Genomic DNA, 13,923 nt, shown 5'->3' with positions numbered 1-13,923 from the left:
GTCAGTAGCCTTCGATCTGACCGTCTTGTTGCCAGGGTTTGACCAGATTGCCAAAACGGGTGAATTGCGCCTCGAACGACAGTTCGACCGTACCGATGGGGCCGTGGCGCTGTTTGCCAACGATGACCTCGGCTTTGGCATGCAGGCGCTCCATGGCCTGCTTCCACTCTTCCATCTTTTCCAGCTCGTGATCGCCAGGCTTTTCACGTTCCTTGTAGTATTCCTCGCGGAACACGAACATCACCACATCAGCATCCTGTTCGATCGAGCCCGATTCCCGCAGGTCTGACAATTGCGGGCGCTTGTCGTCGCGGTTTTCAACCTGACGCGAGAGCTGGGACAAGGCGACCACCGGAATCTGCAGTTCCTTGGCGATGGCCTTCATGCCCATCGAAATCTCGGCGATTTCGTTGACTCGGTTCTCGGCCATGCCACGGCACAGCTGCAAATAGTCGATCACCAGCAGGTCCAGCCCATGGGTCCGCTTCAACCGCCGCGCACGCGCTGCCAGTTGTGAAATCGGCAGGGCAGGCGTGTCGTCGATGAACAACGGGCAGGCTTCCAGTTCCTTGGCGGCGTCCACGAAACGGCGGAACTCGGCCTCGGTCATGTCACCCTGACGGATCTTGTGCGACGAAATCTCGGACGCTTCGGCCAGAACCCGGCCTGCCAACTGCTCGGCGCTCATTTCCAAGGAAAAGAACCCGACCACGCCGCCATCAATCGCGCCTTCAGTGCCGTCGGGTTTCAACCCGCGCTTATAGGCTTTGGCCACGTTGAATGCGACGTTGGTCGCCAACGAGGTTTTTCCCATCGAAGGACGCCCAGCCAGAATGATCAGGTCAGAGGGATGCAATCCGCCCAGCTGTTTATCCAAGTCGGCCAGACCGGTGGAAATCCCTGCCATGCCGCCACCGCGCTGGTAGGCTTCGTTGGTGACGTTGACGGCTTCTGTGACCGCCTTGAGGAAGGATTGAAAACCTTGTTCGGTCTGGCCCTGCTCGGATAACTGATAAAGCTGTTGTTCGGCCTCTACGATCTGTTCTTTCGGCTCGCTCGCCACATCAACACGCGCCGCCTTGTCTGAGATGTCGCGGCCCAGCCGGATCAACTCGCGTCGGATCGCCAGATCATAGATCATCTGGGCGTAATCATGCACCGCAAAGGCGCTGATCGAGGCTCCGGCCAGTTTGACCAGATAAGCGGGTCCACCCAATTCCTTCAGGCCCTCATCTTCGGCCATGAAGGATTTCAGGGTCACCGGAGATGCCAGCGCGTTCTTGGCGATCCGGGTCGCGGCGACCTCATAGATGCGTGCATGGACCGGATCATAAAAGTGCTCGGCCCCGATGATCGAGGCGACCCGATCATACAGATCGTTGTTGGTAAGGATTGCCCCCAGAAGCTGTTGTTCAGCCTCAATGGAATGCGGCATGGTGTCGGCGTTCTGAATTTGCGCCGCTGCCTGCTCGATACTGCTGATCTCGTTCATATTGTCCCCGCTGCCCACGGTGGTTTTAGGCGCTTTTGTTGCCCTTAGGCTATCTGGAAATACCTGTGGCTAAGTTAGGGTAAAGCCTTGGGATAACTTTCGGGACGGCCAGAAGTTTATAATGGGTGTGCCGCATTATGTAGCAAACTGGAACAAAGTCACTAGATATTGTTCCGTCTGCATTGATTCTACTGGGCTTATCCCCAATCGATCCACAACAAGTTTACGTGGATTTATTGGTTTCCTGCCAGGCGCGCGGGTCGTCCAGAAAGGCCTCGACCCCGTCAAGTGTTTCGGGATCAAAGGCTTTCTGGGCTTTGGCCTCGGCCAGAACGTCCCACCATGTGCATAGGTGATGCAATTGCACGCCGTGATCGCCCAGCGTCTTCTCGGTCTCGGGGAAGATGCCATAGTAGAAAATGACCGCAGTGTGCCCGCAGGTCGCACCGGTGTCGCGGATCGCATCAACAAACGACAGCTTTGAGCCGCCATCAGTGGTCAGGTCTTCTACCAACAGAACGCGCTCGCCTTCACCCATCGCACCTTCGATCCGTGCGTTGCGCCCGTACCCTTTGGGCTTTTTGCGCACATAGGTCATCGGCAGAGCCATCCGCTCGGCGACGAAGGCGGCAAAGGGGATACCTGCGGTTTCGCCACCCGCGATGTTGTCAAATGCCTCAAACCCTGCATCGCGCATCACGGTGACCGTCAGAAAATCCATCAGGGTCGAGCGGATACGCGGATATGAGATCAGCTTGCGACAGTCGATATAGGTCGGGCTGGGCAGGCCCGAGGCCAGCGTGAATGGTTCGCGCGCATTGAAATGAACGGCCTTGATCTCCAGCAGCATCCGCGCGGTCAGGCGGGCGATTTCGGTGCTATCGGGAAAGGAACTGGGGATCATGGCGGAACCTCGGGGCAAAATGACGTTGCGGGCTGATAGCCTGTCCCCGGACCCGGAGTCGAGAGGGTTGCAAGCAAAAGAAAAGCGGACCTCGGGGGGAGGTCCGCTTTGGCCCTTGCGGGCAGGTGGCAGCCAAGGTGGGCTCAGCTGCTCATATCATAGGCCCGTTCGCCGTGTACCGACAGGTCGAGCCCGTTTGTTTCAGTCTCTGCGTCTACGCGAAGTGGCGTAATCAGTGCAACTAGCTTGATCAGGATAAATGTCACAACTGCCGTAAAGGCACCTACGATAACCAGCCCGCCCAGTTGTGCAGTCCAGGTGCCCAGACCAAAAGCGGCGATCATGATTGTTCCAAAGATGCCACCGACGCCGTGCACTGCAAAGACGTCCAGCGTGTCGTCGATATTGAAAACGTTACGAACCGCAGTAACGGCTTCCTGACACAGAATGCCCGCCACCGCGCCAATGATCAGTGCCTGCACCGGATCAACATAGCCCGAGGCCGGGGTGATCGAGGCCAGACCCGCAATCGTACCGGTCACCAGACCAACCATCGAGGCTTTGCCATACTTGATACGCTCCCACAGTGCCCAGCTGAGTGATGCCGTGGCGGCCGAAATATGCGTCACCGTCATCGCCATCGCAGCGCCACCGTCAGCGGCCAGTTGCGAGCCGCCGTTAAAGCCGAACCAGCCGACCCACAACATCGCGGCCCCGATCATAACGAAACCGGGATTGTGCGGTGGGGTTGTCCTATTGCGGCGTGGGCCAAGTGCAACGGCGATGATCAGCGCGGCCAGACCCGCTGTTTCATGTACCACTATGCCGCCCGCAAAGTCCCGAACGCCGACCTCACCCAGAATTCCGCCGTCTGTCAGAATGCCGCCACCCCAAATCCAGTGAACGACCGGTGCATAGCACAACAGCATCCACAGGCCCGAGAAGGTCAGAACAAAGCCAAAGCCCACCCGCTCTACATAGGCTCCGACGATCAGGGCTGGGGTAATGATGGCAAAAGTCATCTGGAAGGCAAAGAACAGCACCTCGGGCAGGTTGCCTGACAGGCTGTCGGCATCGACACCGTTCAGAAAAGCTTTGCCCAGCCCGCCCCACAGGCCCGAGCTGCCGTCGCCAAAGGCGATAGAATAACCCGCAACCAGCCACAGGATGCTCATCAAACAGGCGATGCTGAAACAGTGCATGAAAACACTCAGCACGTTGCGGGCGCGCACGAGGCCGCCGTAAAACAGTGCCAGTCCAGGCAATGTCATGAACAGGACCAGTGCGGTTGCAACTATGATCCAGGCGGTATCGGCTCCATTCATCTGCCGGTCTCCTCTTTGCGTCTTCAACTTGCTTGGCGCGGGTTGAAGCGCAGAGCGGGCGGGGAAAAAAGAGGCAAACCCCAAAAAGCACGCCTGTTTATAGGGCTTTTTGCTAACCGGTGATTAAATGAGCGTCATGTTGTGTGATTTGCCTTAATATTAGGCATCGTAGGAAAGGCCCTGAGACAACAGATCCAGCGCGTGGTCCCGTGCCGCACGGCGAACATTGTCGCGGCCAAGTGCTCCGAATTCGACGGTTTCCGTCACGGTTGGTTCCCCGCTGACGGCCAGCCCAAAACAGACACGCCCTTCGGGCTTGTACTCGGACCCGCCAGGGCCTGCGATCCCGGTTACGGACACGGCCAATTGCGCGCCAGAGTTCCGCAAAGCTCCTAGGGCCATTTCGCGGGCAACCTCTTCGGACACAGCGCCGTGGGTGTCCAGAGTTTCGGCCAGTACGCCCAGCATCTGCTGTTTGGCGGTGTTGGTGTAGGTGACAAAGCCCCGCTCGACCACGGCAGAGCTGCCGGGAATGTCCGTCAACGCGGCGGCGACCATACCGCCAGTGCAGCTTTCGGCGGTGGCGATCATCACCTGCTGCGCCTTGGCGCGGTCAAGAAGTTGAGCAACGGTCACAGGCCCAGTATCCCATGTGTAATGCCAGCCAGGATCAGTACGCCAATCGCTGCAAACACACCGGCAATCACGTCGTCCAGCATAACGCCCATCGCGTCATTGCGCCGATCGGCCCAGCCGACCGGGCCGGGTTTGGTGATATCGAACAGTCGGAACAGCAGGAAACCGGCCACCCAGCCGGGCCACAGAGCGGTGATCTCAATCCCATGGGCCCAGGACGGGTATGAAATAGCCCATAAAGCGATGAACTGTCCTGCGACCTCATCGATGACAATCTCGGACGGGTCGTGGTTTTCTTTGCCTGCTGTCATCGCCCGCGTGGCCCAAAGCCCGCCAAAGAAAACCGCAACAGTGGCGAGAGCCAGCAGGGGAAAGCCGCCCAACATGTGCAGACCCCAGGCTAGGGGCAGGGCGGCCAGTGATCCCCATGTGCCCGGCGCGGGGCGCAGGTATCCGACGCCGCAAACGGTTCCGATCCACTGAGCTGCGGTCATGATTTCACCAGACAGGCCGTGGCCAGCGACGCAATACCTTCGCTGCGGCCGGTAAAGCCCAACCGTTCCGACGTTGTCGCCTTGACCGAGACCTGATCACCGTGCAGCCCCATAATACGCGCCATCTCCGCGCGCATTGCGGGCGCATGCGGGCCAATCTTTGGGAATTCGCAGACCAATGTGCAGTCGATATTCGAGATGCAATATCCCATTTGCCCAGCCAATTCGACCGCGTGGCGCAGGAAAATCTCGCTGGCGGCGCCTTTCCATTGCGGGTCTGAGGGCGGGAAGTGCTGACCTATATCACCCTGCGCCAACGCGCCGTAAATTGCGTCGGTGACTGCGTGCATACCAACATCCGCGTCCGAATGGCCTTGAAGGCTACGGTCATGCGGTACTTTCACTCCGCACAAGATCACATGATCCCCATCACCAAATCGGTGTACGTCGTACCCGTTGCCCAACCTTACATCCATATCCGTTCCCAATATGCGTTCCGCCCGGGCAAAATCCTCGGGCCGTGTGATTTTGATGTTATCCGCATCGCCTTGCACGATGGCTACATCCATGCCCGCCGCGCGAGCAACTTCGACATCGTCCGCAGCACCGCCTGGATGCGTCTTATGTGCCGCAACAATCGAGTCATAGTGAAAACCCTGCGGGGTTTGCGCCGCAAAAAGACCCGCCCGATCCTGTGTTCCGGTTACAACGGACCCATCCACAGTCCACAGCGCATCGGTGACAGCTAGCCCGGGCGCGGCGGCGGGATGCTCTTGTAGCGCGGTCAGGACCTGTTGAATGGTCTCAGAGGACACGCAGGGCCGGGCAACATCGTGGATCAGGACGTTGGTGACTGACATCCCGTCCAGCACCTGCAACCCGTTGCGCACGGACCCGGCCCGGTCACGGCCACCTTTGGTCAAGATCAATGGGCTGTCCTGGAATTCCGCCCACGCGTCGTCGTCATCTTCGGACAGGACCAGAACGACGTGGTCGACTTGCCCGCAGAAACGCTTAATCGTCCAATCCGCGACACGGCGGCCCGCAAGCGGTCGCCACTGTTTCGGAACACCTCCCCCGGCGCGCAATCCACGTCCTGCGGCAACGATAATGGCGGCGGTAGTCATGGGGCGGTTTCTCCGGTGATCTAAGGGCAATGTTTAGGGTGCGGTGAATACAGAGGCAATCACCTGCGTTAAGCTGCCTAAAAAATAGGCAAGTGATGATTTTGCGGGCTTGCTGGCCGCCGATTTGTTGTTCATATGCGCGGAATTCGATATCAAAGCCGCAACTGCCCAAGGATTAAGCACGTTGACTCTGCTGCTCTCTAACAAAGATCTGAACCCGCCGGTGATGCTGGCCCCGATGGCCGGAATCACCGACCGACCCTTTCGCGATCTGGTGATGCGCTTTGGCGCAGGGATGGTCGTCAGCGAAATGGTTGCCAGCCAGGAAATGGTGCAGGCCAAGCCGGGCGTGCGCGAACGGGCCGAGCTGTCCGCGGACGTCGAAAACACAGCCGTGCAACTTGCCGGGCGCGAGGCGCATTGGATGGCCGAGGCCGCCCGGCAGGTTGCAGACCGTGGTGCGCGGGTGATTGATATCAACATGGGATGCCCGGCCAAAAAGGTCACAAACGGGTATTCCGGTTCCGCTCTGCTGAAGACCCCTGATCATGCGCTGACGCTGATCGAGGCGGTGGTCGAGGCCGTCGACGTGCCGGTGACGCTGAAGACGCGTTTGGGTTGGGACGACAAGCTGTTGAATGCGCCGGACGTGGCGCGGCGCGCACAAGAGGCTGGCATCAGTATGGTCACGATCCACGGGCGCACCCGCTGCCAATTCTACAAGGGTCACGCGGATTGGCACGCGATCCGGGCAGTGAAAGAGGCAGTGTCGATTCCGGTCATTGCCAATGGTGACATCGTGGATACCGCCGCAGCGCGCATCGCATTGGCGCATTCGGGTTCAGATGGCGTGATGATCGGGCGGGGGGCACAGGGCAAGCCCTGGCTGCTGGCTCAGGTTTGTCACGACCTGTTTGGGACAGGCGCGCCGGTTGTTCCAACGGGACCCGATTTGATCGACATGGTGCGTGCGCACTATCAGGCGATGCTTGGATTCTACGGTACTGATCTGGGCCTGCGTGTCGCGCGCAAACATCTGGGGTGGTACATGGATGAAACTGCCACACCCGCTGCTCTGCGTCGGGCTGTTCTGACCTCACGCGATACGGACGAGGTGCTGGGAATACTCGGGGACGCCTTGAATGCCGGTGCCGAGGTGGCCGCATGACCTCGGACCAGAACATTTGGACCTCGTTGCCGGTTCCGGCCTTCATCATTGATACCGAAGACCGGATTACAGATGTGAACTCGGCAGGTGAAGGATTCCTGAACGCATCCCGCAAGGCGGTGATCGGGCACCCAGTCTGGGATCAGATTGCGGTTGATGCACCGTTGGAAGAGTCTTTTTTGAGGGCCCGACAGCAGGGAACACCGCTGTTTGTCAACGACGTGGACGTGGGCTCGGGCAATCGGGCACCGCTGCAATGCGCGCTACAGATCGCACCATTGGCCGGGCATCCTGGATCGATGATTATGATCATCTCGCCGCGTGAATTGGCAGGGCGGATGACCGGGGGTAATACGGTAAAATCCGCAGCCCAGTCGGCCATCGGCATGGCCGAGATGTTGGCGCATGAGATCAAAAACCCGCTGGCTGGAATCACTGGTGCTGCACAATTGCTCAGCATGAATATCTCGCAGCAAGACCTTGAACTTACAGATCTTATCGTGGAAGAAAGCCGCCGAATCGTGAAACTTCTGGAACAGGTCGAGCAGTTCGGAAATCTCTCAGAGCCCGATTTCAAGCCAGTCAATATCCACGACGTTCTGGACCGTGCGCGGCGGTCGGCGCTGCTGGGCTTTGGTGCTCATATGACCATTATTGAGGATTATGACCCGTCCTTGCCGTTGGCTTATGGGGACCCGGATCAGTTCCTGCAGGTGGTGCTGAACCTGCTGAAAAACGCCTCCGAGGCGGCCGATCCCAAGGGGGGGAAAATTCGGCTGCGAACATATTTCGAACATTCCTTCCGCCTGCGCCGCAGTGACGGATCGGGCCATTCCCTGCCTTTGCAGATCGAGATCATCGATGACGGTCCGGGTCTGCCAGAAAAAATCCGCGGTGATATCTTTGATCCGTTTGTATCGGGCAAGGAAAACGGCACCGGCCTGGGGCTGGCGCTGGTCAGTAAAATTATCTCGGACCACAAAGGCTGGATTTCGGCTGACTCGGTTCCGGGGCGTACCGTGTTTCGCTTGTCTCTCAGGCGGGCACCGAGTGAAACAACATGAGAAGACACACGCCGACAAGAGCAGGAACAAGGAGAGCACCCGATGGATGGCACAGTACTGGTCGCAGATGACGACCGCACGATCCGCACCGTTCTGACCCAGGCCCTGACACGCGCCGGGTGCAAGGTGCACGCGACCTCTTCGCTGACAACACTGATGCGATGGGTGGGTGAAGGCAAAGGCGATGTGGTGATCTCGGATGTGGTCATGCCGGACGGGAACGGGTTGGAGATGCTGCCAAAGATTGCTCAGGACCGGCCCGGACTGCCTGTCATCGTGATCTCGGCCCAGAACACTATTATGACGGCGATTCAGGCGGCCGAGGCGGATGCGTATGACTATCTGCCCAAGCCGTTCGATTTGCCTGATTTGATGAAACGCACAGCGCGGGCGTTGGACCAAAAGCAACGCGTGCAGGCGGAAGTGGCGGAAACAACCGGGGATCGCCCCGAAGAGCTACCTCTGGTGGGTCGAACGCCCGTTATGCAGGCGTTGTACCGGCTTGTGGCGCGGGTGATGAACACTGATCTGTCGGTGATGATTTCCGGTGAAAGTGGCACGGGCAAGTCTTTGATTTCACGTGCTATTCACGATTTTTCAGACCGCCGCACATTACCGTTCGTGACCGCTACGGCAGCAGAACTGCGCGATCTGGAAGGCCCGGCGCGGGTAATGGCGCGGGTGCGGGGCGGAACGCTGTTGATCGATGAGATCGCAGATATCGAGGATGAGCTTCAGGCCCGTATCGTGCGGATGATGGACACCCCCGGCGATCACGTGCCGCGTTTCATGGCCACCAGTCAATCGGACATGACCGAGGCTATGGAAAACGGGCGTGTTCGTCAGGACCTGTATTACCGGCTGTGCGGTGCGACTGTGCATGTGCCGGCCCTGCGCGAGAGGGTGGACGATATCACCTTGCTTGCTGATCATTTCCTGGCAAGGGAAGAGCGTGAGCATGGCGCAAAACGTTGGCTCAGCCCCGACGCGGTTGAACTGGTGCGCCGGTATTCCTGGCCTGGCAATGTACGGCAGTTGGAAAACGCTATTCGCCGCCTCAGTCTGACCAGCCGCGCGGATGAGATTTCAAAGGCAGAGGTGGAAATGGTTCTCGGCAGCCAGCCCGAGGCGGAACCGATTCTGGGTGATGGCGAACGCGAGAAACTTTCGGCCTCGGTCGAGCGACATTTGCGCCGGTATTTCGACCTGCACGGGAATTTACTGCCCCCACCAGGCCTGTATCAGCGGATCCTGCGCGAGGTTGAAGCCCCTCTGATCGAACTTGCGTTGGACGCAACCGGCGGAAATCAGGCGAAATGTGCCGATCTGCTGGGGATCAACAGAAATACGCTGAGAAAAAAGATTACAGATTTAGATATTCAGGTGACACGCCGTCGCAAACTGATGTAATATCGCCACACAAACCGTGGCATCCGGGTCCGTTCCCGGCAACGACCACGATATATGGCGGTAAGCCGCGCAAGCGGCACATCAGAATGAGGGCAGACGGTGGCAACCCGGGCACAGAGCGGGCCGATTCCAGCGATCAATCGGTGGCGGAAATCCCGAAGACTGCGCAATTTTGGTACCTTGGGGCTGGTTCTCCTGGGTCCCATTTTGGCGTTTGCAACCTATCTGGTCATTGGCCCGTTTGATCTGGGTGCGACGGCGCCAACGCTGCGGCTGATTCTTCTGGCAGACCTTGTGTACGTGCTGGTCGTCGCGGGCCTTGTTCTGGGCCAGGTTGGGACATTGATTGCGGCCCGTCGGGCAAAATCAGCCGGATCGCGTCTGCACCTGAGGTTGATTGGTGCCTTTACGCTGTTGGCGCTGGTGCCGACTGTGACCGTTGCGGTTTTTGCTGGTCTGACGGTGAATATCGGCCTTGAAGGGTGGTTTTCGGACCGGGTGCGGCAGGTCGTTGGCTCTTCTCTGACAGCGGCCGAGGCCTATGAGCAGGAACACCGTGAAGGCCTGACGCAGGATGCAATTGTGCTCGCGCGGTTCTTGGACAATGCCCGGGCAGTGGATTTTTACATCTCGGACGCGGAACTGCGCGAGGTGCTGGCGCAAGGGCAGGGGCAAATCCAGCGTGGCTTGCGTGAGGCTTATGTGATTGATGGCAGTGGTGAGATTAAGTCCCGCGGGGACCGTTCTTACCTGTTCAACTTTGAACCGCCCACACCTGAGCAGGTTATTGCGGCCACAGATGACGGATTGCTGATCATTGCCGACTGGCAGAACAGTGAATTCCGCGCGCTGGTGCCGTTGCAGGCCTATCTGGACCGCTATCTGTATGTCAGTCGCGAGGTCGACGGGCAGCTGTTGACGTTGCTGGATGACACCAAGGAAACAGTGCAGTTCTACCAACAGTTGGAAAGCGAACGGGGCAGGGTGCTGTTCGAGTTCGGGCTGTTGTATCTGGGTTTTGCGGTGATCCTTATCCTGGCGGCGATGTCGCTGGGTATGTGGTTTGCCGAACGCCTGTCGCGCCCTGTAGGTCGTCTGACCACGGCGGCGCAGCGCGTAGGTGCCGGGGACCTGGGCGTGCAGGTGATCGAAGAGGCCAACGATGACGAGATTGCCATGTTAGGCCGTTATTTCAATCAGATGACGCGTCAACTTAAAGGTCAGCGCGACACGCTTTTGGAAAACACCCGTCAGATCGAACGCCGCCGACGCCTGTTTGACTCCGTGCTCAGTTCGGTCACGTCTGGTGTTGTCGGTGTTGATCCTGATGGTTGCGTGACCTTTGTGAACCGTTCGGCTGAACGTCTTTTGGATTGGGCGCAGGTAGATGAACAGCTTGCCATCGGTATTGCTGTTCCGGAATTCCTGCCCCTTTTCGAAGGTCTCAAGGCAGGGACCCAAGAGGCCGTTCAAGGAGAGATCAAAGTGTCCCGCAAGGGGCGGCTGGAAAACCTGCTGGTCCGAATGGCGACCCGCCGGGGTGAGGATGGTGGCCTGGAAGGCTATGTGGTCGCCTTTGATGATGTGACCGATTTGGTCAGCGCCCAACGAATGGCCGCCTGGGGCGATGTCGCGCGGCGGATCGCGCATGAGATCAAGAACCCGCTGACCCCGATCCAACTGAGCGCAGAGCGGATCAAGCGCAAGTTCTCACGCAAGCTGGACGAAGAGGATTGTTCCAGCCTCGAATCCATGACCGACGTGATCGTGCGGCAGACCAACGACCTGCGACGGATTGTTGATGAATTCTCAAAATTCGCGCGTATGCCTGAACCGGTTCGGCGCGAAGAAGACATTGTTGCGCTGGTGCGCGAGGCAGTTCTGCTGCAACAGGCCGGGCAGCCGGACGTTCAGATTGACGCGAAGCTGCCGGATCAGCCCGTTCTGGCGGATCTGGATGCAACGATGCTGAACCAGGCGCTGACCAACCTGATCAAGAACGCGGGTGAGGCCATAGAGACCTTGAAAAGAAAAGGCCCGCCAAAGAACCTTAAGCCGCAGATCAAGGTGGATGTGTCCAGCGACGAGGCGGGGACAGTTATTACCATCGCGGATAACGGCATAGGCCTGCCTGAAGATAGAGCGCGGCTGTTTGAACCATACGTGACGACACGGGACGAGGGCACCGGTCTGGGTCTGCCCATTGTCAAAAAGATAATCGAAGAACATGGCGGTGCGCTGACACTTGAGGATGCGCCCGTCTTTGACGGACAGGACCATTTTGGCGCAATGGCCGTGATCCGTTTACATGGGGGAAGCTTGTCCCCGACCGCAGCGCCACAGAAGCAGGCAATTCAATCAAACAAACTGAAAGCAGGCTAAAGATGAGCGACATTCTGATCGTAGATGACGAACGCGATATTCGCGAACTGGTGTCCGACATTCTGGAGGACGAAGGCTATTCAACCCGGCTGGCGGCAAACTCGGACGAGTGTATGTCGTCGATCAACGCCGAGCCGCCGGGACTGCTGATCCTGGATATCTGGCTGAAAGACAGCCGCATGGACGGAATCGACATCCTGAAATCGGTCAAGCGCGACAACCCCGATGTGCCGGTGGTAATCATTTCCGGTCACGGCAACATCGAAATTGCGGTGGCGGCAATCAAACAGGGGGCCTACGATTTTATCGAAAAGCCCTTTAATATAGACCAGTTGATGGTGGTCATTCGACGTGCGATGGAGACCTCTCGCCTGCGCCGCGAGAATGCCTCGCTGAAGCGCAAAGAGGTCACCAATTCGGATATGATTGGCAAGTCGGCTTCGTTCCGGGCGATGCAAAGCCAACTGGACAAGGTCACCAAGTCAAACGGCCGCGTGATGCTGAGCGGCCCGGCGGGCTCGGGCAAGGAAATTGCGGCCCGCTATATTCATGCGCATTCAAACCGGGCGAACGCGCCTTTTGTGACCGTGAACTGTGCCGGGATTGAACCCGAGCGGGTCGAAGAGGTGCTGTTTGGGCGTGAATCCACAGAACGCGGTATTGAATCGGGTCTGCTGGAAGAGGCCCATGGCGGTCTGATCTATTTCGACGAAGTGGCCGATATGCCGCTGGGTACCCAATCCAAGATCCTGCGTGTGCTGGTTGATCAGCAGTTTCAGCGCGTAGGAGGTTCGGACAAGGTGCGCGTTGATCTGCGGGTCATCTCGTCGACCAATCGCGATCTGGAAGAGGAAATCGCCGCCGACCGGTTTCGTGAAGAATTGTATCACCGGCTGAACGTGGTGCCGATCGCAGTGCCTTCGCTGGAAGAGCGGCGCGAAGACATCCCAGTTCTGGCACAACATTTCATTGAGATGTGTCATGAAACCCAGGGCCTGAACATGCGTGAAATCTCGGAGGAATCTGTCGCCTTGTTGCAGACAATGACTTGGCCTGGGAACGTACGTCAGCTGAAGAACTTGATTGAGCGTGTGCTGATCCTGGGTGACGGAAGCGGGCCGATTGAGGCCAAGGAACTTCCAACTGAGGAAGAAAAGACAGACGAGTCGGGTCGTGTGGTTTTGTCTGGCGCCCTTGCAACCTTGCCCCTGCGCGAAGCGCGCGAGGCGTTCGAGCGTGAGTACCTTCTAACCCAGATCAACCGGTTCGGGGGCAATATCAGCCGCACGGCCAGCTTTGTCGGGATGGAGCGCAGTGCGCTGCACCGCAAGCTGAAATCGCTGGGGGTTGTGACCTCGAATAAATCCGGTGCCCGCGTGGCGCAACTAGATGAGCCAGAACCGGCGGAGTGATCCGCCGGTCGTTATCCGGCCTGTCCGGGGGTGATGATCTGAAACGAGCCGTCGTCAAATTTCACAAAACATGATTCCGTGCTGAGCGGCGGAAACACACTTGTCCGAACCGCGGGCACACGCGACTTTACACCTTGCCGACAAGGCGGCAGGCTGACCGGGCGAAAGCCTTTGGCAGCCATGCATTGCGCCTCGACCGTATTGCGCAGCCCCTTGTTGACATCGACGGTGTAGACCCGCCCGGGTTCCCACCAGCCGGGGTTGCGATAGCACCGACCTCGGCCGTCGCAATAGGTGCGACCGGGCCAATAGGTAGGAGGGCTTTGGCGGACCTGATTGGCCACCGGCACATCCTTTAGCGCCTGAACCTGACATTTGGTGGTTTCCGTTTGCATACGCGAAACGCTCTCACCCTCGCGATAATAGAGCGAAAGCGGTCCGCACGAAGACAGGACAAGTATCGGAATAAGCAGACGAAGCACTGTTTTCATGGGCTTACCTTGCCTTAG

12 protein-coding genes are annotated in these 13,923 nt (G+C 58.4%); 5 read left to right on the top strand and 7 right to left on the bottom strand.

Going from position 1 to position 13,923, the window contains the following annotated elements:
- Position 1: 1 nt before the first annotated feature.
- The 6 genes from RUM8411_RS00755 to RUM8411_RS00730 form a co-directional block, all read right to left on the bottom strand.
- Positions 2-1,492, bottom strand: coding sequence for a replicative DNA helicase (locus RUM8411_RS00755; protein WP_085820732.1), 1,491 nt, complete (start codon positions 1,490-1,492; stop codon positions 2-4).
- Between the two features lie 223 nt (positions 1,493-1,715).
- Positions 1,716-2,396, bottom strand: a complete 681-nt coding sequence (locus RUM8411_RS00750) for an orotate phosphoribosyltransferase (protein WP_085820731.1) — start codon at positions 2,394-2,396, stop codon at positions 1,716-1,718.
- A gap of 143 nt (positions 2,397-2,539) precedes the next feature.
- Entirely contained in the window at positions 2,540-3,721 is a 1,182-nt protein-coding gene (locus tag RUM8411_RS00745) for an ammonium transporter (protein ID WP_085820730.1), read from the bottom strand.
- Between the two features lie 159 nt (positions 3,722-3,880).
- Positions 3,881-4,357, bottom strand: coding sequence for a CinA family protein (locus tag RUM8411_RS00740; RefSeq protein WP_085820729.1), 477 nt, complete (start codon positions 4,355-4,357; stop codon positions 3,881-3,883).
- Positions 4,354-4,851 carry a phosphatidylglycerophosphatase A family protein gene (locus tag RUM8411_RS00735; RefSeq protein WP_085820728.1) on the bottom strand — a complete coding sequence of 166 codons (498 nt, stop codon included), beginning with the start codon at positions 4,849-4,851 and terminating at the stop codon, positions 4,354-4,356. The genes RUM8411_RS00740 and RUM8411_RS00735 overlap by 4 nt, the downstream gene beginning before the upstream one ends.
- The gene (locus RUM8411_RS00730) at positions 4,848-5,978 is read right to left on the bottom strand and encodes a bifunctional 2-C-methyl-D-erythritol 4-phosphate cytidylyltransferase/2-C-methyl-D-erythritol 2,4-cyclodiphosphate synthase (RefSeq protein ID WP_085820727.1); all 1,131 of its coding nucleotides are present in this window, start codon (positions 5,976-5,978) and stop codon (positions 4,848-4,850) included. Before RUM8411_RS00730 ends, RUM8411_RS00735 begins: the two co-directional genes overlap by 4 nt.
- 184 nt (positions 5,979-6,162) lie before the next feature.
- Between RUM8411_RS00730 and dusB the strand changes: the two genes are divergently transcribed.
- The 5 genes from dusB (at position 6,163) to ntrX (ending at position 13,414) form a co-directional block, all read left to right on the top strand.
- Positions 6,163-7,146, top strand: coding sequence for a tRNA dihydrouridine synthase DusB (dusB, locus tag RUM8411_RS00725; RefSeq protein WP_085821063.1), 984 nt, complete (start codon positions 6,163-6,165; stop codon positions 7,144-7,146).
- A complete protein-coding gene (locus tag RUM8411_RS00720) occupies positions 7,143-8,210 on the top strand; it encodes a two-component system sensor histidine kinase NtrB (protein WP_085820726.1) in 1,068 nt (355 codons plus the stop codon). Before dusB ends, RUM8411_RS00720 begins: the two co-directional genes overlap by 4 nt.
- A gap of 42 nt (positions 8,211-8,252) precedes the next feature.
- A complete protein-coding gene (locus tag RUM8411_RS00715) occupies positions 8,253-9,620 on the top strand; it encodes a response regulator (protein ID WP_085820725.1) in 1,368 nt (455 codons plus the stop codon).
- Positions 9,621-9,719: 99 nt separating this feature from the next.
- The gene (locus RUM8411_RS00710) at positions 9,720-12,002 is read left to right on the top strand and encodes a sensor histidine kinase NtrY-like (RefSeq protein WP_085820724.1); all 2,283 of its coding nucleotides are present in this window, start codon (positions 9,720-9,722) and stop codon (positions 12,000-12,002) included.
- A gap of 2 nt (positions 12,003-12,004) precedes the next feature.
- Positions 12,005-13,414, top strand: coding sequence for a nitrogen assimilation response regulator NtrX (gene ntrX / locus RUM8411_RS00705; RefSeq protein ID WP_085820723.1), 1,410 nt, complete (start codon positions 12,005-12,007; stop codon positions 13,412-13,414).
- An 11-nt stretch (positions 13,415-13,425) separates the two neighbouring features.
- Here the strand turns inward: ntrX and RUM8411_RS00700 are convergent, their stop codons facing one another.
- The gene (locus RUM8411_RS00700; protein WP_085820722.1) at positions 13,426-13,905 is read right to left on the bottom strand and encodes a hypothetical protein; all 480 of its coding nucleotides are present in this window, start codon (positions 13,903-13,905) and stop codon (positions 13,426-13,428) included.
- Between the last annotated feature and the right edge of the window lie 18 nt (positions 13,906-13,923).

This window comes from Ruegeria meonggei (assembly GCF_900172215.1).
Taxonomy (GTDB): domain Bacteria; phylum Pseudomonadota; class Alphaproteobacteria; order Rhodobacterales; family Rhodobacteraceae; genus Ruegeria; species Ruegeria meonggei.
Note: the sequence above shows the minus strand (reverse complement) of the source record. Positions and strands in the feature narration are given on the sequence as shown.

Bases quoted from the DNA above. Each gene is read 5' to 3' on its own strand.
- RUM8411_RS00745 (WP_085820730.1), bottom strand. From the start codon at position 3,721: ATGAATGGAGCCGATACCGCCTGGATCATAGTTGCAACCGCACTGGTC.
- RUM8411_RS00750 (WP_085820731.1), bottom strand. From the start codon at position 2,396: ATGATCCCCAGTTCCTTTCCCGATAGCACCGAAATCGCCCGCCTGACC.
- RUM8411_RS00730 (WP_085820727.1), bottom strand. From the start codon at position 5,978: ATGACTACCGCCGCCATTATCGTTGCCGCAGGACGTGGATTGCGCGCC.
- RUM8411_RS00720 (WP_085820726.1), top strand. From the start codon at position 7,143: ATGACCTCGGACCAGAACATTTGGACCTCGTTGCCGGTTCCGGCCTTC.
- RUM8411_RS00755 (WP_085820732.1), bottom strand. From the start codon at position 1,492: ATGAACGAGATCAGCAGTATCGAGCAGGCAGCGGCGCAAATTCAGAAC.
- ntrX (WP_085820723.1), top strand. From the start codon at position 12,005: ATGAGCGACATTCTGATCGTAGATGACGAACGCGATATTCGCGAACTG.
- RUM8411_RS00715 (WP_085820725.1), top strand. From the start codon at position 8,253: ATGGATGGCACAGTACTGGTCGCAGATGACGACCGCACGATCCGCACC.
- RUM8411_RS00735 (WP_085820728.1), bottom strand. From the start codon at position 4,851: ATGACCGCAGCTCAGTGGATCGGAACCGTTTGCGGCGTCGGATACCTG.
- RUM8411_RS00700 (WP_085820722.1), bottom strand. From the start codon at position 13,905: ATGAAAACAGTGCTTCGTCTGCTTATTCCGATACTTGTCCTGTCTTCG.